Annotated in this window: 26 protein-coding genes; 11 read left to right on the top strand and 15 right to left on the bottom strand. The window is 63.0% G+C overall.

All coding sequences use genetic code 11. The features are described from left to right. Nucleotides 1–2: 2 nt before the first annotated feature. The 6 genes from pdxA (at nt 3) to ACVOLR_RS13230 (ending at nt 4,682) form a co-directional block, all read left to right on the top strand. The gene (pdxA, locus tag ACVOLR_RS13255; RefSeq protein WP_481536839.1) at nt 3–983 is read left to right on the top strand and encodes a 4-hydroxythreonine-4-phosphate dehydrogenase PdxA; all 981 of its coding nucleotides are present in this window, start codon (nt 3–5) and stop codon (nt 981–983) included. Beyond that, the gene (rsmA, locus tag ACVOLR_RS13250; RefSeq protein WP_481514019.1) at nt 980–1,786 is read left to right on the top strand and encodes a 16S rRNA (adenine(1518)-N(6)/adenine(1519)-N(6))-dimethyltransferase RsmA; all 807 of its coding nucleotides are present in this window, start codon (nt 980–982) and stop codon (nt 1,784–1,786) included. The genes pdxA and rsmA overlap by 4 nt, the downstream gene beginning before the upstream one ends. A gap of 49 nt (nt 1,787–1,835) precedes the next feature. Next, nucleotides 1,836–2,219, top strand: a complete 384-nt coding sequence (gene apaG, locus ACVOLR_RS13245; protein WP_481536838.1) for a Co2+/Mg2+ efflux protein ApaG — start codon at nt 1,836–1,838, stop codon at nt 2,217–2,219. Next, nucleotides 2,219–3,256, top strand: a complete 1,038-nt coding sequence (locus ACVOLR_RS13240; RefSeq protein WP_481536837.1) for a symmetrical bis(5'-nucleosyl)-tetraphosphatase — start codon at nt 2,219–2,221, stop codon at nt 3,254–3,256. Before apaG ends, ACVOLR_RS13240 begins: the two co-directional genes overlap by 1 nt. Beyond that, entirely contained in the window at nt 3,253–3,891 is a 639-nt protein-coding gene (locus ACVOLR_RS13235) for a DUF1287 domain-containing protein (protein WP_481536836.1), read from the top strand. The genes ACVOLR_RS13240 and ACVOLR_RS13235 overlap by 4 nt, the downstream gene beginning before the upstream one ends. Nucleotides 3,892–4,073: 182 nt before the next feature. Then, entirely contained in the window at nt 4,074–4,682 is a 609-nt protein-coding gene (locus ACVOLR_RS13230) for a LysE/ArgO family amino acid transporter (protein ID WP_481536835.1), read from the top strand. Nucleotides 4,683–4,724: 42 nt separating this feature from the next. Here the strand turns inward: ACVOLR_RS13230 and ACVOLR_RS13225 are convergent, their stop codons facing one another. The 10 genes from ACVOLR_RS13225 to ACVOLR_RS13180 form a co-directional block, all read right to left on the bottom strand. Then, a complete protein-coding gene (locus ACVOLR_RS13225) occupies nt 4,725–5,216 on the bottom strand; it encodes a dihydrofolate reductase (protein WP_481536834.1) in 492 nt (163 codons plus the stop codon). Then, entirely contained in the window at nt 5,216–6,010 is a 795-nt protein-coding gene (locus tag ACVOLR_RS13220; protein ID WP_481536833.1) for a thymidylate synthase, read from the bottom strand. The genes ACVOLR_RS13225 and ACVOLR_RS13220 overlap by 1 nt, the downstream gene beginning before the upstream one ends. Further along, nucleotides 6,007–6,915, bottom strand: a complete 909-nt coding sequence (gene lgt, locus ACVOLR_RS13215; RefSeq protein ID WP_481536832.1) for a prolipoprotein diacylglyceryl transferase — start codon at nt 6,913–6,915, stop codon at nt 6,007–6,009. Before lgt ends, ACVOLR_RS13220 begins: the two co-directional genes overlap by 4 nt. Before the next feature lie 66 nt (nt 6,916–6,981). Then, complete coding sequence (locus tag ACVOLR_RS13210) at nt 6,982–7,473, bottom strand: TPM domain-containing protein (protein WP_481536831.1); 492 nt, start codon at nt 7,471–7,473, stop codon at nt 6,982–6,984. After that, the gene (locus tag ACVOLR_RS13205; protein WP_481536830.1) at nt 7,473–8,366 is read right to left on the bottom strand and encodes a TPM domain-containing protein; all 894 of its coding nucleotides are present in this window, start codon (nt 8,364–8,366) and stop codon (nt 7,473–7,475) included. Before ACVOLR_RS13205 ends, ACVOLR_RS13210 begins: the two co-directional genes overlap by 1 nt. Before the next feature lie 10 nt (nt 8,367–8,376). Continuing rightward, on the bottom strand, nt 8,377–9,009 hold the full coding sequence (locus tag ACVOLR_RS13200; RefSeq protein WP_346499746.1) for a LemA family protein: 633 nt from the start codon (nt 9,007–9,009) through the stop codon (nt 8,377–8,379). Nucleotides 9,010–9,271: 262 nt separating this feature from the next. Next, entirely contained in the window at nt 9,272–10,021 is a 750-nt protein-coding gene (locus ACVOLR_RS13195) for a TerC family protein (RefSeq protein WP_481532171.1), read from the bottom strand. 54 nt (nt 10,022–10,075) lie between these two features. Then, entirely contained in the window at nt 10,076–10,456 is a 381-nt protein-coding gene (locus ACVOLR_RS13190; protein ID WP_481536829.1) for a diacylglycerol kinase, read from the bottom strand. A gap of 148 nt (nt 10,457–10,604) precedes the next feature. Continuing rightward, complete coding sequence (locus tag ACVOLR_RS13185) at nt 10,605–11,867, bottom strand: sensor histidine kinase (protein WP_481536828.1); 1,263 nt, start codon at nt 11,865–11,867, stop codon at nt 10,605–10,607. Nucleotides 11,868–12,006: 139 nt separating this feature from the next. Beyond that, nucleotides 12,007–12,720 (bottom strand): response regulator transcription factor, encoded by a 714-nt coding sequence (locus ACVOLR_RS13180; protein WP_057630720.1) that lies wholly within the window; start codon nt 12,718–12,720, stop codon nt 12,007–12,009. Nucleotides 12,721–12,884: 164 nt separating this feature from the next. On the opposite strand from ACVOLR_RS13180, the gene ACVOLR_RS13175 reads away from it, so the two are divergent. After that, nucleotides 12,885–13,238, top strand: coding sequence for a DMT family protein (locus ACVOLR_RS13175; RefSeq protein WP_481532174.1), 354 nt, complete (start codon nt 12,885–12,887; stop codon nt 13,236–13,238). 263 nt (nt 13,239–13,501) lie between these two features. Here the strand turns inward: ACVOLR_RS13175 and ACVOLR_RS13170 are convergent, their stop codons facing one another. The 4 genes from ACVOLR_RS13170 to ACVOLR_RS13155 form a co-directional block, all read right to left on the bottom strand. Beyond that, nucleotides 13,502–14,428, bottom strand: coding sequence for a DUF6607 family protein (locus ACVOLR_RS13170; protein WP_481536827.1), 927 nt, complete (start codon nt 14,426–14,428; stop codon nt 13,502–13,504). A gap of 90 nt (nt 14,429–14,518) precedes the next feature. After that, the gene (locus ACVOLR_RS13165) at nt 14,519–16,723 is read right to left on the bottom strand and encodes a TonB-dependent hemoglobin/transferrin/lactoferrin family receptor (protein WP_481536826.1); all 2,205 of its coding nucleotides are present in this window, start codon (nt 16,721–16,723) and stop codon (nt 14,519–14,521) included. 148 nt (nt 16,724–16,871) lie between these two features. Beyond that, complete coding sequence (gene hemP / locus ACVOLR_RS13160; protein WP_282273037.1) at nt 16,872–17,066, bottom strand: hemin uptake protein HemP; 195 nt, start codon at nt 17,064–17,066, stop codon at nt 16,872–16,874. Between the two features lie 533 nt (nt 17,067–17,599). Continuing rightward, on the bottom strand, nt 17,600–18,571 hold the full coding sequence (locus tag ACVOLR_RS13155; protein WP_481536825.1) for a potassium channel beta subunit family protein: 972 nt from the start codon (nt 18,569–18,571) through the stop codon (nt 17,600–17,602). Nucleotides 18,572–18,774: 203 nt separating this feature from the next. Here ACVOLR_RS13155 and ACVOLR_RS13150 point away from each other — a divergent pair, with 203 nt between their 5' ends. The 3 genes from ACVOLR_RS13150 to dusB all read left to right on the top strand — a co-directional run bounded on the left by ACVOLR_RS13150 (nt 18,775) and on the right by dusB (nt 22,403). Then, nucleotides 18,775–20,073 carry a NupC/NupG family nucleoside CNT transporter gene (locus ACVOLR_RS13150; RefSeq protein WP_481517968.1) on the top strand — a complete coding sequence of 433 codons (1,299 nt, stop codon included), beginning with the start codon at nt 18,775–18,777 and terminating at the stop codon, nt 20,071–20,073. A 101-nt stretch (nt 20,074–20,174) separates the two neighbouring features. Next, the gene (locus ACVOLR_RS13145) at nt 20,175–21,125 is read left to right on the top strand and encodes a ribokinase (protein WP_481536824.1); all 951 of its coding nucleotides are present in this window, start codon (nt 20,175–20,177) and stop codon (nt 21,123–21,125) included. A gap of 288 nt (nt 21,126–21,413) precedes the next feature. Continuing rightward, nucleotides 21,414–22,403 (top strand): tRNA dihydrouridine synthase DusB, encoded by a 990-nt coding sequence (dusB, locus tag ACVOLR_RS13140; RefSeq protein ID WP_481536823.1) that lies wholly within the window; start codon nt 21,414–21,416, stop codon nt 22,401–22,403. Between the two features lie 313 nt (nt 22,404–22,716). Here dusB and ACVOLR_RS13135 read toward each other — a convergent pair whose 3' ends face one another. Further along, complete coding sequence (locus tag ACVOLR_RS13135) at nt 22,717–23,316, bottom strand: nitroreductase family protein (RefSeq protein WP_481536822.1); 600 nt, start codon at nt 23,314–23,316, stop codon at nt 22,717–22,719. Between ACVOLR_RS13135 and ACVOLR_RS13130 the strand changes: the two genes are divergently transcribed. Then, entirely contained in the window at nt 23,315–23,626 is a 312-nt protein-coding gene (locus ACVOLR_RS13130) for a hypothetical protein (protein ID WP_481536821.1), read from the top strand. The two genes, ACVOLR_RS13135 and ACVOLR_RS13130, sit on opposite strands and share 2 nt — an antisense overlap. Nucleotides 23,627–23,630 lie beyond the last annotated feature (4 nt).

Here is a 23,630-nt window from a genome sequence, read left to right as displayed (position 1 = left end):
CCATGATTGCCCAGCTCGCTCTGGTACCGGGCGAGCCCTCCGGGATCGGCCCGGAACTATGCATTCGTCTTGCCCAACAGCCGCGCAGTGACTGCCGGCTGTTGGCGTTTGCGGACCCCGATACGCTGCGGGCCGCCGCCAGCGCGCTGAACCTGCCGCTGCAACTGCTGCCCGAACACGCCACCGCCAGCCGCCCCGGCGACCTGCGCCTGCGTGAAGTCCGCAATGCCGTGCCCTCGCAGTTTGGCCAGGCCGACCCACGCAATGCACGCGCGGTAATCGATTGCCTACTTGGCGCCGGCCAGGCCTGCCTGGACGGTAGCCTTGATGGCGTAGTCACCGGCCCGGTGCACAAGGCCGTGATCAACCAAGGCGGCATCGCCTATAGCGGCACCACCGAACTACTGGCCAACCAGGCCGGCGTCGAAGTGGTGATGATGCTGGCCAACCACATCGTGCGTGTGGCCCTGGCCACCACCCATCTGCCGCTACGTGACGTCGCCGACGCCATCAGCGCAGACAGCCTGCGCAAGGTCATCAACACCACCGATGCGGCCCTGCGCCGCGACTTTGGCCTGGCCCAGCCGCGTATCGCCGTGCTGGGGCTCAACCCCCATGCCGGCGAAGACGGCCATCTCGGTCGTGAAGAGCTGGACCTGATCATCCCGCTGCTCGAGCAGATGCGTGGCGAAGGCCTGAACCTGATCGGCCCACTGCCCGCCGACACCGCCTTCCTGCCAGCCAAACTGGCCGGTTTCGACTCCGTGCTGGCGATGTACCACGACCAGGGCCTGCCGGTGCTCAAGTACAGCGGCTTCGAGCAGGCCACCAATATCACCCTGGGCCTGCCCTACCCGCGCGTTGCGGTGGACCACGGCACCGCCCTGGACCTCGCCGGCAAGGGCGTGGCCGACCCCTCCAGCCTGTTTGCGGCAACAGCGTTATGCGCACAGCTGGCTGCACAACGTAAAATCAGCACATGAATTCAGATCATTCCCCGCGCACGGGCTTCACCGCCCCGGCCAAGAAGCAGCTGGGCCAGCACTTCCTGGCGGACAAGTATTACGTCGAGAAGATCGTCATGGCAGTCGACCCGAAGGGCGACGACCGTCTGGTCGAGATCGGCCCAGGCCAAGGCGCCATCACCTTCCCGCTGCTTCGCCGCCATCCCAAGCTCACCGTCATCGAGTTCGACCGCGACCTGATCGTGCCGCTGACCGAAGCCGCTGCGCCGTTGGGCGAGCTGACCATCGTCCACAGCGACGTGCTGCGGGTGAACTTCACCGAGCTGGCCGCCGGCTCCACGATCCGTCTGGTCGGCAACCTGCCCTACAACATCTCCTCGCCCATCCTGTTCCACGCGCTGGACCACGCCGCCGCGATCTCGGACATGACCTTCATGCTGCAGAAGGAAGTGGTCGACCGCATGGCCGCCGGCCCCGGCAGCAAGGTTTACGGCCGCCTCAGCGTGATGTTGCAGGCGTTCTGCGAAGTACGGGCCTTGTTCGTGGTGCCGCCGGGCGCGTTCCGGCCGCCGCCGAAGGTGGATTCGGCGGTGGTGCGGCTGATTCCGCGCGATCCGGCCACCGTCGGCATCAACGACCGCAAACGCTTTGCCGACGTGGTCCGCGCCGCCTTCGGCCAGCGCCGCAAAACCCTGCGCAACGCCCTCAACGGCGTCATTGATCAGGCCCAGTTCGAAGCCGCCGGTGTGCGCAGTGATGCCCGCGCCGAACAGCTGGAAGTTGCCGATTTCATCAGGCTTGCCAACCTGCCGCACGAATAAGCGCTGCAAACACGCAATCCGATCACCTGCTTTTGCTTACACTCCTCCCATGGAAGAACCCCGCCACTACGCGATCGAGATCGAGGTCTCGCCTCGTTTCATCGACGACCAGTCGGCCCCTGAAGACGGCCGCTTTGCGTTCGCCTACACGATCCGCATCCACAACCGCGGCACCATGCCGGCGCGGCTGATCAGCCGCCATTGGCGTATCACCGACGGCGAAGGCCGGGTCGAGACGGTCGATGGCGATGGCGTGGTCGGCGAACAGCCTCGGCTGCGCCCCGGCGAGGAGTTCCGCTACACCTCCGGCGTGATGCTCGGCACCGAGCACGGCACCATGCAAGGCCACTACGACATGATCGCCGACGACGGCACCGAGTTCGCCGCACCGATCGCGCCGTTCGTACTCGCCATCCCAAGGACGCTGCACTGATGGCGACCTGGGCAATTGGCGATCTACAAGGCTGCTACGACGTCACCCAGCGCTTGCTGGAAAAGATCAACTTCGATCCGGCCAGCGACAAGCTGTGGTTCGCTGGCGATCTGGTCAACCGTGGCGGCCAGTCACTGGAAACACTGCGGCTTGTGCACTCGCTGCGCGAGCACAGCGTCACCGTGCTCGGCAACCACGACCTGTCCCTGCTGGCCATTGGCGCCCGCAGCGAAGAGGAGCAGCGCAAGGTCAACCCGGACCTGCAACGCATCGTACTGGCCGAGGATCGCGACGTGCTGTTGGACTGGCTGCGCATGCAGAAGCTGGCCCACGTCGATCGCGAGCTGGGCTGGATGATGTTCCATGCTGGCCTGGCGCCGAAGTGGACCGTGGCCCTGGCCGAGAAGCACGCCCGCGAAGTCGAGCTGCAGCTACACGGCAACGGCTACCGCAAGCTGTTCCGCAACATGTACGGCGACAAGCCGGCATGGTCGCCGGGCCTGAGCGGCTACGATCGCTCGCGTGCCATCATCAATATCTTCACCCGTATGCGTTACTGCACCCCAAGCGGGCGCATCGGCATGGAAGACAAGGGCACCCCGGGCACCCAGCCGCAAGGCATGTACCCATGGTTCGAAGTACCGGGCCGGGTCGAGCGCGAGCTGAAGATGGTCTGCGGCCATTGGTCGGCCCTGGGCCTGACCATTACCCAGGGCGTGCACGCCATCGACACCGGCGCAGTCTGGGGTGGCAAGCTCACCGCACTGCAGCTGGACAGTGAAGACCTGCGCGTTGTGCAGGTACCGGGCCGCGATGTACCGGTACCGATACCGGGCCAGCACCCACCACGTAAGCCGCGTGCGGAAGCAAAGGCAGAGACAAAGCCCGAAGCCAAACCCGAGCCACGCACTGAAGCGCCCCGCCCCGAACGCAGCGGCGAGCAGCGCCGTCGCCCGCGCCGCCATCGTCCGCGTGGAAGAAACGGCAACGGCAACAACGGCACACCGACGCCGGACAACAACGGACCGGCTGCATGAGGCCTTGGCCATCAGCACTGTTGCTGGTGGCCATCGCAATGTTTGCTGGCTGTCGCCCGCAGACGGATGGCGAGCAGACCAGTCCGCCGCCGGCAACAATCGAATCCGCACCTGCAGCCGTTTCGCCACCACTGGTTGCGGCAGCACGGGCGCAGATCGGGGTCACCACCCGCTACGATCCGGCCTATTTTTCCCTCGGCTATCCAGGTGGCGATCCACCCGCTGATCGCGGCGTCTGCACCGATGTGGTGATCCGCGCCCTGCGCACGCAGGGCGTCGATCTGCAGCAGCGCATCAACGAGGACATGCGCGGAAACTTCGCCGCCTATCCACAGCTATGGGGATTACCGCGACCGGATCGAAACATCGACCACCGCCGCGTGCCCAACCAGATGCGCTGGTTCCAGCGTGAGGGCTGGGACCTGCCGATCAGCACACGCGCCGATGACTATGCCGCCGGCGACATCGTGGCGTGGAAGCTCAATGGCAATGGCCTGCTGCACGTAGGCATCGTCTCGGACAGGCGATTGGACGATGGCACGCCACTGGTGCTGCACAACATAGCCCAGGGCACGCAGGAGCAGGATCTGTTGTTCCGGCACACGATCATTGGGCATTACCGTATGCCTGGGTGATCTGATGGGTTTTTTGGTGCGAAGAGCGAAAAGCTCAGAAACTAGGAGCAAAAGCCCACGAAGCCGTTAGCCCCACCTATATGACAGCCGACTTCCCCGCAGCAAAACGAGCACATTCCCCACTACTCAACGACAGCGCCACAAAGCGAACATAAGGCTCGTTTTACTCCGCGCAAGAAGCAATGCAAGCATTCTCCTCTGGGCTGGCGCTGGGCTTTGGCCTGATAGCAGCCATAGGCGCACAGAACGCCTTTGTCCTGCGGCAAGGTCTGCAACGCAATCACGTCTTCGCGATATGCATGACCTGCGCGAGTTCTGACGCCATCCTGGTATACGCGGGCACGGCAGGGTTTGGTGCACTGGTTACATCAATGCCTTGGCTTGAAGCCTTGATGACCGTGGGCGGTGCAGCGTTCTTGCTGACCTACGCAATCAAGAGCTTTCGCACCGCCATCAATACAGTGCAGATACTCGCGCCGAGCAACAGCGGAAGCACCAGCCTGAAGTCCAGTATCGCTACCTGTCTGGCATTCACCTGGCTCAATCCGCATGTCTATCTCGACACCGTGGTTCTGCTGGGTTCCATTTCAGCCAACTACGGCGCCGAGCGCTTCCATTTCGGCGCGGGTGCGATCACGGCCTCGTTCGTGTTCTTTTTCGCCCTGGGCTACGGCGCGCGCCTGCTGGCACCGGTATTTGCCAATCCGCGCGCGTGGCGCGTACTGGATTTCCTGATTGGTTTGGTAATGAGTGCGTTGGCGGTAAAGCTGCTGCTCAGCGTTTTCCCTTAGGCAGGGTCCGCCCACCGAAGCAGGAGGCCATCAAGCAATTCTTCAAACCCGCACGTAGTGCACAAACCGGAACGCAAACGCATGCCGCTCGTCCACTGCGTGCTCCTGGCTATCCACTTCACGCCACAAGGCCGGATCCACTTCCGGAAAATGCGTATCGGCGTTCACCTCGGCATCCACCCAGGTCAGGTGCAGATCGGTGGCCTGATCCAGCAACAGCCGATAGATCTCACCACCACCAATCACGCACAACTCATCGGCACCCTCGCCCGCAGCGATAGCCCGCGCCTCATCCAACGAAGCCACCGCACGCATGCCGGCAAACGGCACCTGCCCGCTTCGGGTCAACACCAGATTGGTTCGCCCCGGCAGCGCGCGACCCAGCGACTCAGCGGTCTTGCGCCCCATCAGGATCGGCTTGCCGAGGGTCAGCGCCTTGAAGTGTTTGAAGTCATCCGGCAGATGCCACGGCATCGCGTTGTCATGGCCAATGCCACGATTGCGGTCCAGCGCGGCGATCATCGACAGCTTCATCACACCGCCACCGGCGCCTTGATTGCCGGATGCGGGTCGTAGCCATCGATGCGGATGTCATCGAACTGGAAGCCGAACAGGTCGGTCACTTCCGGGTTCAACCACAACGTGGGCAGCGCGCGCGGTTCGCGCGACAGCTGCTCGCGTGCCTGCTCGTAGTGGTTGGAATAGATATGCGCATCGCCCAGCGTGTGCACGAAATCACCCACGCCCAAGCCAGTCGCCTGCGCAACCATATGGGTCAGCAGCGCGTAGCTTGCGATGTTGAACGGGACGCCGAGGAAGATGTCGCCGCTGCGCTGGTACAGCTGGCAGCTGAGCTTGCCGTCGACCACATAGAACTGGAACAGGTTGTGGCAGGGCATCAGCGCCATCTGCGACAGCTCACCCACGTTCCAGGCACTAACCACCAAGCGGCGCGAGTCTGGATTGCGCTTGATCTCATCCACCAGCCACTGCATCTGGTCGATCTCGCGACCATCAGCGGTGGCCCAGCTGCGCCACTGCTTGCCGTAGACCGGGCCGAGATCGCCATTGGCGTCGGCCCACTCGTCCCAGATGTTGACCTTGTTGTCCTTGAGGTAGGCGATATTGGTATCGCCCTTCAGGAACCACAGCAGCTCATGGATGATCGAGCGCAGGTGCAGCTTCTTGGTGGTGACCAGCGGGAAGCCCTGGTTGAGGTCGAAGCGCATCTGCCAGCCGAACACGCTGCGCGTGCCGGTGCCGGTGCGGTCGGACTTCTCAGTGCCGTGCTCCATCACATGCTGCAGCAGATCCAGATATTGCTTCATGCCTTCTTCTCTTCCAGTGGGAGCACCGGTTGCAACACCGGCGCGCGGCGCGACATTGCCAGCAACACCAAGCCCAACACGATCAACGGCAGGCTCAGGATCTGGCCACGGGTCAACCAATCAAACGCTACGTACACGCCGTTGTCGGGCATGCGCACGAACTCAACCAGGAAGCGGAAGCTGCCGTACAGCAGCGCGAACAGGCCGGACACGGCGTAACGCGGGCGCGGCTTCATCGAGTAGAACCACAGCACCAGGAACATCACCAGGCCTTCCAGCAGCGCTTCATACAACTGAGAAGGATGGCGCGCGTACTGGGTGAGCAGGCCGGCAGCGTAATCCTGCGGGATCTGCGCAGCCGAAATCAGCTGCTCCATCGCCGGCAAGCCAGCCGGAATGTCCTTCAGTGGCGAATGCGGGAAGATCACGCCCCAGCCGGCATTGGTGAACTTGCCGTACAGCTCGCCACCAATGAAATTGCCAAGTCGACCAAAGCCCAGACCCAGCGGCACCAGCGGTGCAACGAAGTCGATGGTGTCGAAGAAATGCAGCTTGTGCTTGCGCGTCCACCACCAGCCGGCGATCAGCACACCAAGCAGGCCGCCGTGGAAACTCATGCCGCCTTCCCAGACACGCAGCAGGATCAGCGGATTGGCGAGGAAGTCGGCGGTTGCGTAGAACAGCATGTAGCCGATGCGTCCGCCCAACACCACGCCCAACATCGCGTAGAACAGCAGGTCTGAGAAGCCGTTCATATCCACGCCCGGCAAACGCCCGGCAAGGATGCGTGAGCGGCCCAGCCACCAGGCAGCGGCAAAGCCAAGCAGGTACATGATGCCGTACCAGTGCACATCGATCGGACCCAGCGAGAAAGCGATGGGGTCTATGTCATGAAGAAAGAGCATGCGGGCACTGTCAGGCGAACCAGCCCCTATTCTCGGGGTAGCGGCCCTTGCCACTCAACCCATGGTTCAGCCGAACACCTGCGGGCGGTCAGGTAGCTCGTTGCGGGTGCGCCCTGCCGGGTCGGGTGGAAAGTGCGCCGACAGCAGCTGCGAGACCTCGGCCACCGCCGCCAGCACAGCTTCCTCGCGCGTATTCCCGTTCAGCTGCTCGCGCAGGTGGTCACAGATCAGCTGCCACTGCGCCGCATCCACCTGCGTCTGCAGGCCACGGTCGGCAACAATCTCGATGGCATGGTCGGCCAGCAGCAGATAGATCAGCACGCCGTTGTTGGCCTCAGTGTCCCAGGTCCTCAGCAACGCGAAGGCGTGCTCGGCACGGGCACGGGCGCTGGTGTTCTTCCACAGCAGCGCCAACGGCAGATCAGACTCCACCGCGAACATCACCTGACCGCTGTGCAGACGCTCACCGTCGGCAATTGCGTGAGCGATCCGGTCCAGACTGGGTTCCGGAAACGCGGCATGCGCGGAAGGAGCAAAGAAATGTCGTAACCAGCGCATCACCAGCTCCCCGAGGCGCCACCGCCTCCCGAACGTCCACCACCACCGCCCCAACCGCCGCCTCCGCCGAAGGCTCCACCGCCTCCGCCAAAGCCACCGCCACCACCGAAGCCGCCTCCGCCAGCATACCCACCGGAACTAGCATTCCCCAGCGAAATCAACACCGCAGCTACGGCAGCGACGCCACCACCAAGAAGAGACACCAGCATCCACGCAATGCCACCTGCAATCAGGCCTGACACAAAAACCCGCGCCGACCGCGATGACTTGAACATCAACACACGCATGACGAGCGACACCACCATGGCGATCGCAATTGCCACAAAGAAAATAAAGTCACCACTGGCGCCTTCATTCCGATCATCGCGGTTGCTGCTGACCGGCGTCGGCAGTTCCTCGCCATCGATGATCTTGACCAGCACCGCGCTGGCGGCAGTGATGCCGCCGGCGTAATCGTTCTGGCGGAAATGCGGCACCAGGTACTCCTGGATCACCCGGTTGGCGATCGCATCGGGGATGGCACCTTCCAAGCCATAGCCCGGCTCGATCCGTACCCGCCGGTCATCCTTGGCCACCAACAGCAGTACGCCGTCATCCACACCCTTGCGGCCTATCGCCCACTGGTCGAACACGCGGGTGCTGTATTGGGCAATGTCCTCAGGCTGGGTGGTTGGCACGATCAGCACCTGCAGCTGCGCGCCCTTGCGCTGCTGCAGGGCAATGGCCTGCTGCTCCAGCGCCTGCTTCTGCGCCGCATCGAGGGTACCGGTGATATCGACCACCGGCGAGTCCAGCGGGGGGATCGGCGCCAGTTGCTGGGCCAGCAGCGGGCCTGCCCAGCCGAAGCCGAGCAGGCAGAACAACAGGCCGAACCGTTGCAGCAACGCGCTCATCGCGCGCGGCTCACTGTGCCGGCGCGGGCTGCGGCGGCGTCTGCTGCGGCGCTGCCGGCTGGGTACCGAAGCTTACGGTCGGCGGCTGCGCGATCTGCGCCTCGTTGTCGACGGTGAAATTGGGCTTGGCCGCATAGCCGAACATCTTGGCGGTGATCACCTGCGGGAAGGAACGGATGTAGGTGTTGTAGTCCTGCACCAGCTGGATATAGCGGCCGCGAGCCACGGTGATGCGGTTCTCGGTGCCTTCCAGCTGCGCCTGCAGGTCACGGAAGTTCTGGTCGGACTTGAGAGTCGGGTAGTTCTCGCTGACCACCAGCAGGCGTGACAGCGCGCTGCCCAGCTCGCCCTGGGCCTGCTGGAACTGCTTGAGCGAATCGGCATCGTCGGCATTGACCTGGATCTGCCCGACCTTGGAACGGGCATTGGTGACCTCGGTCAGTACCTGGCGCTCCTGCTGGGCATAGCCCTGCACGGTATTGACCAGGTTGGGGATCAGGTCGGCACGGCGCTTGTACTGGTTGACCACCTCGGACCAGCCGGCCTTGACCGCCTCATCCTTCTGCTGGATGGCGTTGTAGCCACAGCCGGAAATGGAAATCACCGCGATGACAAGCAACATCAGGCGAAGGTACTGGCGCATGGGTCGGACCCTGGGTGGCTGGAGTGCCGAGCATGCCACGTTGTCTGTTCAAGGATTGCAAAGGCCCGGGGCGGCAGCGCCCCCGGACAGCCTGCTGTAGGAGCGGCGTCAGCCGCGAAGCCGACCATGCTTGGCCCCCACAATTGTGGAGCTGTAGGTGTGCTTGCTTCGCGGCTGACGCCGCTCCCACAAAAAACAAAAGGGCCGGCAATGCCGGCCCTCCAGGTCAGGTTCTCGGCCGGCAGCGCCGGCCTTCAAACACTTACCAGTTGTCCGAACCCGGCACGTGGTGAGCCTTGGCGTTACGGCGCATCAGCAGGTTCAGCCATTCCACCAGGATCGAGAAACCCATCGCCGCATAGATGTAGGGCTTGGGCACGTGTACGTCCAGACCATCCAGCACCAGCACCGCGCCCACCATCAGGATGAAGGCCAGCGCCAGCAGCTTCACGGTCGGATTGGCATCGATGAAACGGCCCAGCGGGTTGGCCGCCAGCAACATCACCGCTACCGACAAAAGCACCGCACAGACCATCACCGGCACATGCGAGGCGATGCCGACGGCGGTGATCACCGAGTCCAACGAGAACACGATGTCGATCACTGCGATCTGCGCGATCACCATGCCGAACGACGATGCCACCTTGGTCGTGGTCGGGTCTTCATCTTCGCCGCCGGTAACCAGCTCACGGATTTCCTTGGCACCCTTGTAGAGCAGGAACAGGCCACCGACGATCAGCACCAGGTCACGGATGGAGATGCCCATGCCGGCCACGGTGAACAGGTTCACCTCCATATGCGCCAGGTAGGCCAGCGAGATCAGCAGCATGATGCGGGTGATGCAGGCCACCGCGATGCCGACACGACGTGCCAACGGGCGCTGTTCTGGGGGCAGGCGACCGACCGCGATGGAGATGAAGACCAGGTTGTCGATGCCGAGCACGATTTCCAGTGCGCTGAGCATGAACAGGGTGACCCATACGTTCGGGTCGGCTAGAAACTCAAGAGACATGCGAACAATCCTTCAATAAAACCAATGCGTCAGCGCCACCCGGCAGCTGACTTGTCAAAAAACGCGCGGCAGCAGAATCAGGCCCCAGCACAGCAGCACGTTCATCATCAGCACGAAGACCGCCGCCGAGCCCATGTCCTTGGCGCGGCCAGCCAGCACGTGGTACTCCGGGCCGTAGCGCTCGATGACCGCTTCGATGGCCGAGTTGGCCAGCTCCATGGCGATCACCAGCAGCATCGAGCCGATCATCAAGATCTGCTCCACCGGACTCTGGCCCAACCAGATCGCCAGCGGTGCCAGCACCACGAATAGGCAGACTTCCAGCCGGAACGAGGACTCGTGCATCCAGGCGGCGCAAAGCCCCTGCCAGGACCACTTCGCGGCCTTGAGAATGCGCCCCGGGCCACGCGGCATATGCCCCATCTGATCAGCCATGCGACACCTTGTCAGTTGCCGCACCGCGGCCGAGCAAAACCTTGGAAGCTGAACAACCGCTCATGGGAATGACACCGGTAGCGTGAGATTAGCCGCCAATTTTGCCACATCTGGCCATTGCTTACCGGCGCCACCGCAAAACCCCAGCTCAGCGATACAGCAGGGTCGCGGTAGTGCCCTGCCCTTCACGGCTGTCCAGCTCGATGCGCCAGCCGCAGCGCTCACATAGGCGGCGCACGATCGGCAGGCCCAGGCCCACGCCCAGCTGACGACCTCCATCGGCGCGGTAGAAGGGCTCGAAGATCCGCGCCAGCGCATCGCTGCTCATACCAATACCGGTATCGCGAACGACCACCTGGCCCGGCATCACCCGCACCTCCACCTCGCCAACGTCGGTGTACAGGCAGGCATTGCGCAGCAGATTGGCCACTACCACGTGCATAACGCGCGGCGGAGCCATCAACATCTGGCTGCCTTCCACCAGCACCCGCAGCTGCACCGGCTTGCCCTGCAACAGCTCTTCAACATTGGCGGCCTCGTAGCGCACCACCTCACCGACATCGAACAGCTCCGACTGCGGCTCCACATCCACCTCGCGGGCCAGCAGCAGGAAGGCATCGATCACCGCCTCCATATCGCGACCGGCGCGCTGGATACGCTGCAGGCTGCGCTGCAACCGCGGGGTCAGCCCGGAATCGGCCAAGGCCATGTCACTGGCCATGCGGATCACGGTCAGCGGAGTACGCAGCTCATGGCTGGCATCGCGGGTGAAATTGCGCTCGCGTGCCACGTGGTCGGCAACCTTGCCCGCCATGTCATGCAGGGCCAGCGCCAATTGCCTGGTCTCGCCCTGCACCGCCGGCGGTAAGCGCTCCGGCGCCAGCTCATTGGCGTCGGGGTGGCGCGGATCCCACAGCGATACCCGTCGCGCCAGCCAACTGACCGGCGCAACCAGCCTCGATGAGGCCCGATAGGTCAGCCACGACGACGCGTGGATGGCCAGCAGGATCAACAGCACCCCCGCCCATACGGCCGCACGGTACGCGGGCGAACGCTGGAACACCAGATACAGCCGTCCCTCCGGGTGCTGGTCCACCAGCACCAGCTGATCGGAAGACTCCAGCTCATGGAAGCCCGGTGCCAATGCGCGCAACTGCACAGGCACTGCTGCGTCAGGCTGCCCGGCAGGTTGCAGATAGCCGCGGACACGGAGGGTGTTGGGCGGCGCCAGATCCGGCGCCAGTGCGCTCTGCTGCCAGTAGTACTGCGCCTCGCTCTGCAGGACTGCATTGATCAGGCCGTACTTGATCACCAGCGCCATCAGATAGCCACCAAGCAACACTGCCAGGCTCGCCAGCAGCGCCTGCAGGATGAATGCCATTCTGATCTTCCGCGGTAAACCGTACGACATGCGCCCCCCCTCGAAGCCGGCGTGATTATAGGGACTGGACTGGCGCCGTCGCAGAATTACCTGACATGAAAAAACCGCCGCGACTCATGTTCTGCGGCGGTTCTTCAAAACACAGGTGCCAGTACACGCCCCCTGCAGATCAGCCCATGGACTGACCGATGTCGGCAATTCGATAACCAGCACTCTGCACGGTATGCAGCAGGGGGCGGTCAAACGGCTTGTCGATGATCTTGCGCAGGTTGTACAGATGGCTGCGCAAGGTATCCGAATCAGGCAGGCCGTTGCCCCAGATCTCGCGCTCGATCTCCTGGCGGGTCACCACACGCGGTGATTCGCGCATCAGGATGGTGAGCAGGCGCAGGCCGATCGGCGACAGTTGCAGTTCGCTGCCGGCACGGGTAGCACGCATGCTGACCGGGTCCAGCACCAGATCGGCGACCTTCAGCACTTCAGCACCCACCTGGCGGCGCTCGCGGCGAATCAGCGCACGCAGGCGTGCTTCCAGCTCCTGGATCGCGAACGGTTTGGTCAGGTAGTCATCAGCGCCATAACCAAGCCCGGTGAGCTTGTCGTCCAGCGTGTCGCGTGCGGTCAGCATCAGCACCGGCGTGGACTTGCGTGCTTCGTTACGCAGGCGGCGGCACACCTCGATGCCGTCCAAGCGCGGCAGCATCAGATCGAGCACCACTACGTCGTAACTGTTCTCAGCGGCCAACCGGTAGCCGTCCAGGCCATCGGCTGCGTAGTCCACTTCAAAACCCTTGCCTTCCAGATATTCGCCAATCATCTCGGAGATGTTGCGGTTGTCTTCGACAACCAATACAAGCCCGGACGATTCCTTGGTCTGTCGCATGGAGCCTCCTTAGTCTTCAGCTTTGTGAAAGATGCCGCACTCCTGGTGGATTTCGTGTGAAGACGCCTTTACGCATCTTTGGTATCAACTGAAACTTATACAACGCAGACAAGGGTTTGCCCATCCGCGCCCTATGCTATCGACCCACCTTGATGAAACTGGATATGGCCGCCCCGTCCTTTACTGCCTATCTCTACCCGGTACTGTTGCTGGTTGCCAGCAACGTATTCATGACCATCGCATGGTATGGCCATCTGAAGTTCAAGACCGCCCCGTTGATGACGGTGATCCTGGTCAGCTGGGGCATCGCCTTTTTCGAGTACTGCCTGCAGGTGCCGGGCAACCGAATGGGCAGCGCGGTGTACTCGGCGCCACAGCTCAAGGGCATGCAGGAAGTGATTACCTTGGTGATCTTCGCGGTGTTTTCCGCCACCTACCTGGGGCAACCACTGAAGTGGAATCACTGGGCGGCGTTTGCGCTGATCGTGGTGGCTGCGTTGTTGATGTTCAAGGAATGAGCCCAGAAGTGTGATGTGGGAGCGGCGTCAGCCGCGAAGCTGGCATCAATGAAATCACGGCGATGCCTGTGTCCTGATAGACCATCAGCTTCGCGGCTGACGCCGCTCCTACAACAGCGTACCCGCCCGGCCGCTCCCCAACCCTCCCTTTGGCGAAGCCAAGGGGAGGGTTGGGGAGGGGTTAGCTCCTGACCCCTGATGTTGCGGTAGCTTCGCGGCTGACGCCGCTCCCACAAGATCAAAAAAAGCCGGGCACGGCCAACTTACTTGGCGGCTTCCACATACTTGGCAAACACCGCATCGATCTTGCCGGTGTCCAGCGCCGCGCCGCCTTGGATCTCCTCGGCTTGTTGGAACAGCGGCATGATCATCGCCATGCCATCGAGCTTGGTCTTCAGGTGCACGCCCGGCGGCTGGCCAAGGAAGCCATCCCAACGCTGGCGTACCTGCGCCCAGAACGGCGCGGTGGCGGCCAAGTAATCGCGTGCTGGCTTGAAGTCCACTTCGGTGGTCTTGATGTAGTCGTTGAAACCGAATTCGCGCGCGATCTCCACCTGGCTGCCGTCGGCATTGCGCTGCACCTTGGTGTTGAATTGCTCATGGGTCCAGCCATTCGGGGTAAGCGTGTGCTGGTTCACTACCGCCAACGCGTTGTAGTCGCTGCGCTTGGTGTATTCGCGGCGCGGCAATGGGCGCCAGCTCAGGTCACTGGTCCAGGTCGGCACATTGTTGTTGTAGCTCCAGCGACCGGTGCCGCAGTAGCGCGGTGCGTCGCTGACTTCGTAGACGCACTGCGTCCAGGCACCTTGATTGAGCGCAGCAGGAATGGGACGCACGGTCCAGGTCTGCTCGGCGGTGAACTCGAAACGCTGCGGCGCTTCATAGACCCAGTCCTGGCGCCAGTGCTTGGTGACATGGCCGCTCTTGGTGTCCACCAGCAGGTGCTGCAGCACGATACGCCGCGGCGTGTCCTCAACCACGATCACCACTTCATCACCACCGCTGCGCATCGCCGACGCGCGTTCGTAGCCGGGCTTGAGCAGCACGGTTTCATCGAAGGCGAAGTCCACCGTGTACTCACCCTGCATCTTCAGGATGCTGTCGTGGTCACGGGCGATATCAGCAGTAGCGGCGCTGGCAGCGGTGCTGGCAACAAGCAGCAGCGGCAGGCTGGCGGAAAGCAGCTTCATGGGTGTTCCTTATGCGAATGGAAGGGATGGCCATCCATGGCCACGATGCGCTCCTTCGCCGGCTCCTGGAGGAACCGCTAACGTTGTTGCTTACCAGGACACCGAGACGCTGGCCGAAACGGTGCGACCCGGGTTGCTGAAACGGTCGATCACGCTGCTGTTGGAGGCCAGCGTGGAAGTGATGCTGGACCAGTCGATGTAGTTGCGATCGGTCAGGTTGAACACACCGACATTGAACTTGGCACCCGGTGCGAAATCCCAATGCGCCATCAGGTCGAGCACGCCATAGCCGGCCGGGCGGTAAGCCGTGGCTGCAGCGACGCGGTCCTTGCGGCGGGCAAAGGTACCGGCAAGTTCCACGCCCCAGTCGTCGCGGTCGTACAGCAGGCCGACGGTGCCGCGCAGCGGATCCACCGAGTCCAACGGCGTATCCGCGGTACGGTTCTGCCCATGCGCCCATGCCACCGCGCCACGCAGGCCCCAGCCCTTCAGCGCGTCGCTGACCTGGGCGAAATCGACACCAGCCTTCAGCTCGGCACCATAGATGCGCGCATCGGCGATGTTCTGCGACTGGAACACCATCAAGCCCTGTGCATTGTTGCCCACATAGCGCTGCGATTCGATGAAATCGCGGTAGTCATTCCAGTAGCCGCTGACGCTCATATAAGCGACCGGGCTGACGTAACGAACGCCCAACTCCACACCATTGCTGGTTTCCGGCTTCAGGTCCGGATTGGGAATGGCGGTGTAATTAAAGGTCAGATTGGTGAAACCAAGATTGACGTCGTTGTAAGGCGGCGAGCGGAAGCCATGCGCATAGCCGGCAAACACCGACCATTGATCGTCGAAACGCCACACCACGCCCAGCTTCGGCGACACGCTGGTCTTGGTCAGCGAGGCCACCGCCATGTTCGGATTGTCTTCCCTGAAGATCGCATCCAGCTCGGGCTTGAGCCGGTAATGGTCAACGCGCAGGCCCGGCACCAGCGATAGACGACCATCGGCCAGGCGCATTTCGTCCTGTACGTAAAGGCCGAGTTCGGTGGTCTTGCTGATCGGGAAATCGCGCACCGGGAAGTTGTCCGGCGAGATGTTGGGGCTGGTGGTGCCGTTGGCCAGCACCTGGTAGCCATCGCGCTTCTGGCGGATATCGGTCTGCGCGCCATCGAAGCCCCAGGTCAGCGCGTGCTCGACCGAACCGGTCTGCAAGGCCTTGTTGAACTGCAGCTGCGCGCCGTACACCAGCTGATCGAAATGGAAGGCGCGATGACGGCGGCTGCCATTGGTACGGCCTTCGTTGGTGACCTGCTTGGTTTCGCTGTTCTGGCGATAGATCTGCCAGTTCATGCTGTCGGCGAAGGCTGCGTCCAGCGCATCCATTTCGTGGGCGAACGACAGGCGCGTGCGGTTCTGAGTGTCGTGCGCGGTCATGTCGGTGGTGGTGCGCGACGCTGCCACCGGATGATTGTTGTTGACCGAAGAAAACACGTCGGTATCGGTGCTGTCCTCGTTGCCTTCAACGGTCAGGCGGAAGCGCTGGCTTTCATCCGGCGCATAGACCAGCTTGGCCAGCACGCTGCGGCCGTCGCGTTCCTGCGGATTCGGCGCGGTCCGGGTGTAGTCCATGCTGCGCACATCACCCTTGTTGCCGGTCTCCTGACCCTGATGATGGTTGACGTTGACCATGCCGCTCCAATGTTCACCGCCCCAAGCAGCGGTTGCACCGGCCAGCAGGCCCTTCCACTCACCGTCATAGCCAAACTTCAGGCCGACATAGCTGTCCTTGCCGTCCTTGAGGTAGTCCGCCGGGTCCTTGGTGACGAAGGCCACCACGCCACCCAAAGCGTCCGAGCCATATAGCGAGCTGGCCGGGCCGCGCACGATTTCCACGCGTTTGAGCGTCTCCAGATCGGTGAAGTTGCGGTTGCTGTTGGCGAAGCTGCCGATATTGAAACTCTTCGGCATGGCGATGCCGTCGGTCTGGATCAGCACGCGGTTGGCATCAAGGCCACGGATGCGGAAGCCGCCCAGGCCGAAACGGGTCGCGCTGCGGGTAACCGACACGCCCGGCTCGTAGCGCACCAGGTCGGCGATGTCGTTGGCCAACTGCTTGTCCAGCTGCTCGCGGTCGATCACGTCTACCGTGGCAGCGACATCACTGAGTGCACGCTCGGTACGGGTGGCGGTGACCTGGACGCGGTCGAATTCATGGGCGACGGGCAAGGCCACGTTTTCTGCATGCGCGGGCGACAGCACCGCCCACAGGGCAGCAGTCAAGACAGTTGGACGGATCATGGAGGCCTGGAATCGTGGAGTGAACAAAACCCCTGACAGACAGCCCGGTTGCCGGAGCAACCAGACTGCAGTCAAGGGGGGAGAGAGCTGTGCATTCAGGGGCCAAGCGCGAGCACGCTGACTGCGGCGAATGCGGCCGTGCTGCGGCTTACTTGGTAAGGATCAGCTTGTCGTTGCTGGTATGTCGCAGGCGATAGAACTTATCGCCATGCTGGATCACGATCTCGCGTTGGCCCTTGAGCAGGGCACCGCTATCGACAACGCCATCGACCGGCAACAACTGGACCGGGCGCTGCGGCAGGTGGAGGGTACGGGGGCGGAGCATAACGGGCTGGGCCGACATCATCGTGATTCCGTGCTGGGGACGGAGTTGATGATAATGATTCTCAATAACGATGCAAGAACTATTTACAACAACTCCGCAATCCGCTGCCAAACCCTGCCGGACAGAGCCATTCGCTCCACCTGTAGTGCCGAGCCATGCTCGGCAGGGGCTTTACCGGCGCACCATCCCGGCTGAAAGGCCGTAGTGCCGAGCCATGCTCCGCAGGGGCTATACCGGCATCCTGCTCCGCTTGTGAGAGCGGCATAAGCCGCGAAGCTGGCGCAGCCGAGATCACCTACCTGCCCGCAAGCTGACAGACCTGTGGCTTCGCGGCTTACGCCGCTCCTACAAAAGCCAAGCCTGCTGTAGTGCCGAGCCATGCTCGGCAGAGGCCTTACCGGCACCCTGATCATCCACCTGCCCGCAAGCTGACAGACCTGTGGTTTCGCGGCTTACGCCGCTCCCACAAATCCCACAAATCCCACAAACACGAGCCTGAAACCCTGCGGGCAAGGCACTGCCGAGCATAGCTCGGCACTACAACCGCGCTATCAGGCGAAGATCGCCTCGATCTGCTGCCAGGCGCCCTCTTCCACCCGCGCCAGCACGTCCAGCGCGCGCAGGTTCTCTTCCAGCTGCGACACCCGGCTTGCACCCAGGATCACGCTGGACACCTGCGGATTACGCAGACACCAGGCAATGGCCAGCTGTGCCGGCGATTCGCCCAGCTCGGCAGCCAAAGCGGTGAAACGGCGCACCTTGCCCAGACGATCATCGGCCGGCTCGCCCAGCACCGAGGCCTGCAGCCAGCCCAGCGAGGACTGCCCCAGGCGCGAATCGTCGGCAATGCCGTCGTTGTACTTGCCGGTCAGCAGGCCAGAGGCCAGCGGCGACCAGATCGTGGTGCCCAAACCGGCATCGGCATACAACGGCGCGTACTCCTGCTCCACACGGGCGCGGTGCAGCAGGTTGTACTGCGGCTGCTCCATGGTCGGCGCATACAGATGGTTGGCGCGGGCAAAGGCAACGGCCTCGGCAATCTGCACGCCCGACCACTCCGAGGTGCCCCAGTACAGGACCTTGCCCTGGCGGATCAGGTTGTCCATCGCCAGCACGGTTTCGCTGATCGGCGTCTCCGCATCCGGACGGTGGCAGTAGTACAGATCCAGATAGTCCACCCGCAGGCGCTTGAGCGCGGCGTGGCAGGCATCGGTGACGTGCTTGCGCGACAGCCCGCGCTGGGTCGGCGCCGGCTCCTCGGCCGAGCCGAAGAACACCTTGGACGACACGCAATAGCCATCGCGCGGCAGCCGCAGGTCGGCGATGACATCGCCCATCACCTCCTCCGCGCGGCCCTTGGCGTAGCCCTCGGCGTTGTCGAAGAAGTTGACCCCGTTGTCCCAGGCCGCGGCGATCAGGTTGCGCGACTCGTCGCGCCCGATCTGGCTGCCAAAGGTTACCCAGGCACCAAACGACAAGGCGGACAGCTGCAGGCCGGACGACCCGAGACGACGGTATTGCATGGCTGGCTCCAACGTAGGACGGTGCGCAGAATTCGCGCAGACAGGCCGCCAGTGTAACCCTGACTGCGCATCTGGCAGGTCCGCAGACCTTGCCGATACCGGCGCAATCCCAGCAAATGCCTGCTTATGCCGGAGATATTCTTGCCCGGCATCAGCCGCTGCTCTAGGCTTGCGTCTTTTGCGGGCTCGCCCGGGGATTACTCATGTTCGAAGGTTTGGGCAGAATCGGCTTCGGCCTGTTCGGCCTGGCGGTGCTTTTGGGCATCACCTGGCTGTTTTCCAATAACAAGAAAGCCGTTGACTGGAAGCTGGTTGCTACCGGCATCACTCTGCAGATCGCTTTTGCGGCGCTGGTGCTGCTGGTTCCGGGTGGTCGCGACGTGTTCGACTGGCTGGGCAAGGGCTTCGTCAAGATTCTGAGCTTCGTCAATGAAGGTTCCAACTTCATTTTCGGCAGCCTGATGGACATTCCCAAGTACGGCTTCATCTTCGCCTTCCAGGTGCTGCCGACCATCATCTTCTTCTCGGCACTGATGGGCGTGATGTACCACCTGGGCGTGATGCAGGCCATCGTGCGGGTCATGGCTGCGGCCATCACCAAGGTGATGCGCGTGTCCGGCGCTGAAACCACCAGCGTCTGCGCCAGCGTCTTCATCGGCCAGACCGAAGCGCCGCTGACCGTGCGCCCGTATATCTCCAAGATGACCCAGTCCGAGCTGATCACCATGATGATCGGCGGCATGGCGCATATCGCTGGCGGCGTGTTGGCTGCTTATGTCGGCATGCTCGGCGGTGGCGATCCGGCCTCGCAGGCCTTCTACGCCAAGCATCTGCTGGCCGCCTCGATCATGGCCGCGCCGGCCACGCTGGTCGTCGCCAAGCTGCTGGTGCCGGAAACCGGCACCCCGCTGACCCGCGGCACGGTCAAGATGGAAGTGGAGAAGACCTCCTCCAACATCATCGACGCCGCCGCTGGTGGCGCCGCTGATGGCCTGCGCCTTGCGCTGAACATCGGCGCGATGCTGCTGGCCTTCATCGCCCTGATCGCCCTGCTCAATGCGCCACTGACCTGGATCGGCGACGTCACCGGCCTGGCCGCCGCCATCGGCAAGCCGACCAATCTGGCAACCATCTTCGGCTACGTGCTGGCCCCGATCGCCTGGGTGATCGGCACGCCGTGGGCTGACGCCACCACCGTGGGTTCGCTGATTGGCCAGAAGGTCGTGATCAACGAATTTGTCGCCTACATGGACCTGTCGCAGATCATCCAGGGCAACGTTCCTGGCACCACCTTGAGCGAAGAAGGCCGCCTGATCGCGACCTACGCGCTGTGCGGCTTCGCCAACTTCAGCTCCATTGCCATCCAGATCGGCGGCATTGGCGGCTTGGCTCCGGACCGTCGCCAGGACCTGGCCAAGTTCGGCCTGCGTGCAGTCCTGGGCGGCACCATTGCCACCTTGATGACCGCCACCATTGCCGGCGTGCTGACCCACTTCAGTTGATTCAATCCAGCTGATCCGGCCCGGCCGCTGCAAGGCGGCCGAGTCAGATGGCCAAGCCATCGCAGCTGCTGTTTCATCGCCACCTTAGAGACAAAGATTCCATGAGTTCTGTAGTCGTTGCCGGTTCCTTCAATGTCGATCACGTCTGGCGCTGCGATACCCTGCCCGCGCCGGGAGCGACCATCGCTGGCCGTTACAGCACAGGTCCCGGTGGCAAGGGCTTCAACCAGGCCGTCGCGGCTCGCCGCGCCGGTGCTGACACCAGCTTTGTCTGCGCGCTCGGTGCTGATGCTGGCGGCGACCTCGCCCGCCAGCTGGCCAGTGCCGACGGCATCGCGCTGGTGGCCGAAGCCACTGCCGAGCCCACCGGTACCGCTGGCATCTACGTCGATGGCCGTGGCCGCAACTCGATCGTGATCGGCGCCGGTGCCAATGCCTCGCTGAGCAGCGATTTCGTCGCCGCCAACGCCGCCCTGATCGGTGGTGCCAAGGTGCTGCTGGCCCAGCTCGAGTCGCCGGTTGAAACCATCGAAGCCGCGCTGGCGCAGGCCCGCGAGGCCGGCGTGCTGACCATGCTCAACGCCGCTCCGGCCAACGCCCCGTCCACCATCAGCCTGCTCAAGCTGGCCGACGTGCTGACCCCGAACGAAACCGAGTTTGCCGCCCTGCTCAGCCGTCATGTCGGCGAACGCATCGAGGCCGACGACGTGGCAGCGCTGGACGGTGCCAGCCTGCACGCCCTGTGCCGCAAGCTGTCCGGCAACACCGTGGTGGTGACGCTGGGTGCGGTGGGTGTGTTTGTCTCGCACGATGAAGACAAGCTGCGCAGCGACAGCCAGCCGTACTACCGCGTGCCGGCCGAATCGGTACAAGTGGTGGACACCACCGGTGCCGGCGATGCCTTCAACGGCGCGCTGGCCGCGTCGCTGGCAGCAGCACCGGAATCTTCGTTCATCAAGCATGTCCGGTTTGCCAACCTGTACGCCGCCCGCTCCACCGAGAACGAAGGCGCCGCGCTGGCGATGCCGCGGATGACCCCGGCCGACGTCTGATCGGTCTCATGTAAAGCGCAGCCATGCTGCGCTGGGGTTCAACCGGAAACCGATGTAAAGAGATGTGGGAGCGGCGTAAGCCGCGGAGCAGATGATGCCGGTCGGCACTTTGGCTTCGCGACTTACGCCGCTCCCACAACTTTTTCGCCCTCCCTCTGCCGCAGGCAAGTGGAGGACCGGGTGGGCGCTGCTGGTTTGCCAGCTTCGCGGCTTATGCCGCTCCCACATCCCTACGTCCCCATATCTCCACACAGCGCGGGTTACGACCCGCCGCCTTACAATACCCACATGCAGATCGGCCCCTACACCATTGCGCCCAACGTGGTGCTCGCGCCCATGGCCGGCGTCACCGACAAGCCATTCCGCCAGCTGTGCAAACGGCTCGGCGCGGGTCTGGCCGCCTCGGAAATGACCATCAGCGACCCGCGCTTCTGGACCACCCGCAAGTCCATACATCGCATGGACCATGCCGGTGAACCGGCGCCTATCAGCGTGCAGATCGCAGGTACCGAACCGCAGCAGCTGGCCGAGGCGGCACGCTACAACGTTGACCACGGCGCGCAGATCATTGATATCAACATGGGCTGTCCGGCCAAAAAGGTCTGCAATGCCTGGGCCGGTTCGGCATTGATGCGCGACGAAGCACTGGTCGCGCGCATTCTCGAATCGGTGGTCAACGCAGTCGATGTGCCGGTGACACTGAAGATCCGTACCGGCTGGTGCGCGGAGGTGCGTAACGCACCAACCATCGCCCGTATCGCCGAAGACAGCGGCATCGCCGCATTGGCCATTCACGGCCGTACCCGCGACCAGCATTACACCGGCGTGGCCGAGTACGAGACCATCGCCGCGATCAAGGCGATGTTGAAGATTCCGGTATTGGCCAACGGCGACGTGGATTCACCGCGCAAGGCCGAGCAGGTGCTCAAGCTCACCGGTGCCGATGCGGTGATGGTGGGTCGCGCCGCGCAGGGCCGGCCGTGGATCTTCCGCGAGATCGCCCATTACCTGGCCACCGGCGAAGAACTGCCACCGCCCTCAGTGGAAGAAGTACGCGACATCCTGTTGGGCCATTTGACCGACCTGCACGCCTTCTACGGCGAACCGCAGGGCGTGCGCATCGCCCGCAAGCATCTGGGTTGGTATGCGAAGGATCGCCCGGAGAATGCCGCGTTCCGTGCGGTGGTCAACGCTGCGGAGACCGCCGACGCGCAGATCCAGCTGACCCGCGACTATTTTGATGCGCAGGTAGCCGGCGAAACAGCGTACGCGCTGTAGAGCCGAGCCATGCTCGGCTGGCGCGTTGCCGACGACCTGTCAGATTGCGCAGGAAACCCTTGTAGAGCCGAGCCATGCTCGGCTGGGGCGTTACCGACGATCTGTCCGATTGTGCATGAAGCCCTGTAGAGCCGAGCCATGCTCGGCTGGGGCGTTACAGGCGATCTGTCAAATTGTGCATGGAGCCTCTGCCGAGCATGGCTCGGCACTACAGGTAAAAAAAACCCACCAGCTTGCGCTGGTGGGTCCGTTCGACTGTCAGCGGTGCGCGGGGGAGAGAACCGCACCACTCGAAATCAGCCGAACACTTTGATCAGGCGAATACCTTGAAGCGTGCTTCGTCTTCCATGAAGGTCTTTTCGCCGAACGGAGCTTCATTCGAGCCGAACGGCATCTGCGCACGCAGCTGCCAGTTGCTGTGCACACCCCAGTGCGCACGCACCACGTCGTCCACCAGCGGGTTGTAGTGCTGCAGGCTGGCACCGACGCCAGCGTCAGCCAGCGCGGTCCACACCGCAAACTGGGCCATGCCGTTGGACTGCTCGGCCCAGACCGGGAAGTTGTCGGCATACAGGGCGAACTGCTCCTGCAGGCCCTTCACCACGTCGGTATCGACGAAGTACAGCACCGTGCCGGCACCTGCGGCGAAGCTGTTGAGCTTGGCTTCGGTGGCGGCAAAGCCATCGGCCGGTACGATCTTGCGCAGTTCTTCCTTGGTCAGCTCCCAGAACTTCTGGCTGTGGTCACCGAACAGGATCAGCGCGCGCGAGGACTGCGCGTTGAAGGCCGACGGTGCTTCGCGCATGGCCTGCTTGATCAGCTGGGTGGTGTCGTCCTGGCTGATCGGCAGCTGCTTGCCGAGGGCGTACTGGGAACGGCGCTTCTTGTACAGGGAGATGACTTGGCTGTTCATGATCGTTTCCTTCAGGGGAAAGCAGGCCGACAACACCGCCGGCCTTTGCTTGATGGCCGCCATTGTATTTGCCATCAAAATTAGAACAATTACTAGAAAACCAATAATTCGTTTCATTTTCAGAACAAATGCCGTTTTCGCCTTTTCGCCCGCGGGAAGCTCCCCTCCAAGCTCTCACCAAAGCCTGATTCCAATTCGGTCAATTTTCAGAACCAATGGCTATCAGCCGCCCATGGCCGCAAACCCGCGCCGCGCCGACATTGCCTGCGGCACCGCAATGCTGGGTTCCGTTATGCATGCGCTGCGGTAACACC

This window comes from Stenotrophomonas sp. STEN030, assembly GCF_056759995.1.
Note: the sequence above shows the minus strand (reverse complement) of the source record. Positions and strands in the feature narration are given on the sequence as shown.

Bases quoted from the DNA above. Each gene is read 5' to 3' on its own strand.
- pdxA (WP_481536839.1), top strand. From the start codon at position 3: ATGATTGCCCAGCTCGCTCTGGTACCGGGCGAGCCCTCCGGGATCGGC.
- rsmA (WP_481514019.1), top strand. From the start codon at position 980: ATGAATTCAGATCATTCCCCGCGCACGGGCTTCACCGCCCCGGCCAAG.
- apaG (WP_481536838.1), top strand. From the start codon at position 1,836: ATGGAAGAACCCCGCCACTACGCGATCGAGATCGAGGTCTCGCCTCGT.
- ACVOLR_RS13240 (WP_481536837.1), top strand. From the start codon at position 2,219: ATGGCGACCTGGGCAATTGGCGATCTACAAGGCTGCTACGACGTCACC.
- ACVOLR_RS13235 (WP_481536836.1), top strand. From the start codon at position 3,253: ATGAGGCCTTGGCCATCAGCACTGTTGCTGGTGGCCATCGCAATGTTT.
- ACVOLR_RS13230 (WP_481536835.1), top strand. From the start codon at position 4,074: ATGCAAGCATTCTCCTCTGGGCTGGCGCTGGGCTTTGGCCTGATAGCA.
- ACVOLR_RS13225 (WP_481536834.1), bottom strand. From the start codon at position 5,216: ATGAAGCTGTCGATGATCGCCGCGCTGGACCGCAATCGTGGCATTGGC.
- ACVOLR_RS13220 (WP_481536833.1), bottom strand. From the start codon at position 6,010: ATGAAGCAATATCTGGATCTGCTGCAGCATGTGATGGAGCACGGCACT.
- lgt (WP_481536832.1), bottom strand. From the start codon at position 6,915: ATGCTCTTTCTTCATGACATAGACCCCATCGCTTTCTCGCTGGGTCCG.
- ACVOLR_RS13210 (WP_481536831.1), bottom strand. From the start codon at position 7,473: ATGCGCTGGTTACGACATTTCTTTGCTCCTTCCGCGCATGCCGCGTTT.
- ACVOLR_RS13205 (WP_481536830.1), bottom strand. From the start codon at position 8,366: ATGAGCGCGTTGCTGCAACGGTTCGGCCTGTTGTTCTGCCTGCTCGGC.
- ACVOLR_RS13200 (WP_346499746.1), bottom strand. From the start codon at position 9,009: ATGCGCCAGTACCTTCGCCTGATGTTGCTTGTCATCGCGGTGATTTCC.
- ACVOLR_RS13195 (WP_481532171.1), bottom strand. From the start codon at position 10,021: ATGTCTCTTGAGTTTCTAGCCGACCCGAACGTATGGGTCACCCTGTTC.
- ACVOLR_RS13190 (WP_481536829.1), bottom strand. From the start codon at position 10,456: ATGGCTGATCAGATGGGGCATATGCCGCGTGGCCCGGGGCGCATTCTC.
- ACVOLR_RS13185 (WP_481536828.1), bottom strand. From the start codon at position 11,867: ATGTCGTACGGTTTACCGCGGAAGATCAGAATGGCATTCATCCTGCAG.
- ACVOLR_RS13180 (WP_057630720.1), bottom strand. From the start codon at position 12,720: ATGCGACAGACCAAGGAATCGTCCGGGCTTGTATTGGTTGTCGAAGAC.
- ACVOLR_RS13175 (WP_481532174.1), top strand. From the start codon at position 12,885: ATGGCCGCCCCGTCCTTTACTGCCTATCTCTACCCGGTACTGTTGCTG.
- ACVOLR_RS13170 (WP_481536827.1), bottom strand. From the start codon at position 14,428: ATGAAGCTGCTTTCCGCCAGCCTGCCGCTGCTGCTTGTTGCCAGCACC.
- ACVOLR_RS13165 (WP_481536826.1), bottom strand. From the start codon at position 16,723: ATGATCCGTCCAACTGTCTTGACTGCTGCCCTGTGGGCGGTGCTGTCG.
- hemP (WP_282273037.1), bottom strand. From the start codon at position 17,066: ATGTCGGCCCAGCCCGTTATGCTCCGCCCCCGTACCCTCCACCTGCCG.
- ACVOLR_RS13155 (WP_481536825.1), bottom strand. From the start codon at position 18,571: ATGCAATACCGTCGTCTCGGGTCGTCCGGCCTGCAGCTGTCCGCCTTG.
- ACVOLR_RS13150 (WP_481517968.1), top strand. From the start codon at position 18,775: ATGTTCGAAGGTTTGGGCAGAATCGGCTTCGGCCTGTTCGGCCTGGCG.
- ACVOLR_RS13145 (WP_481536824.1), top strand. From the start codon at position 20,175: ATGAGTTCTGTAGTCGTTGCCGGTTCCTTCAATGTCGATCACGTCTGG.
- dusB (WP_481536823.1), top strand. From the start codon at position 21,414: ATGCAGATCGGCCCCTACACCATTGCGCCCAACGTGGTGCTCGCGCCC.
- ACVOLR_RS13130 (WP_481536821.1), top strand. From the start codon at position 23,315: ATGATCGTTTCCTTCAGGGGAAAGCAGGCCGACAACACCGCCGGCCTT.
- ACVOLR_RS13135 (WP_481536822.1), bottom strand. From the start codon at position 23,316: ATGAACAGCCAAGTCATCTCCCTGTACAAGAAGCGCCGTTCCCAGTAC.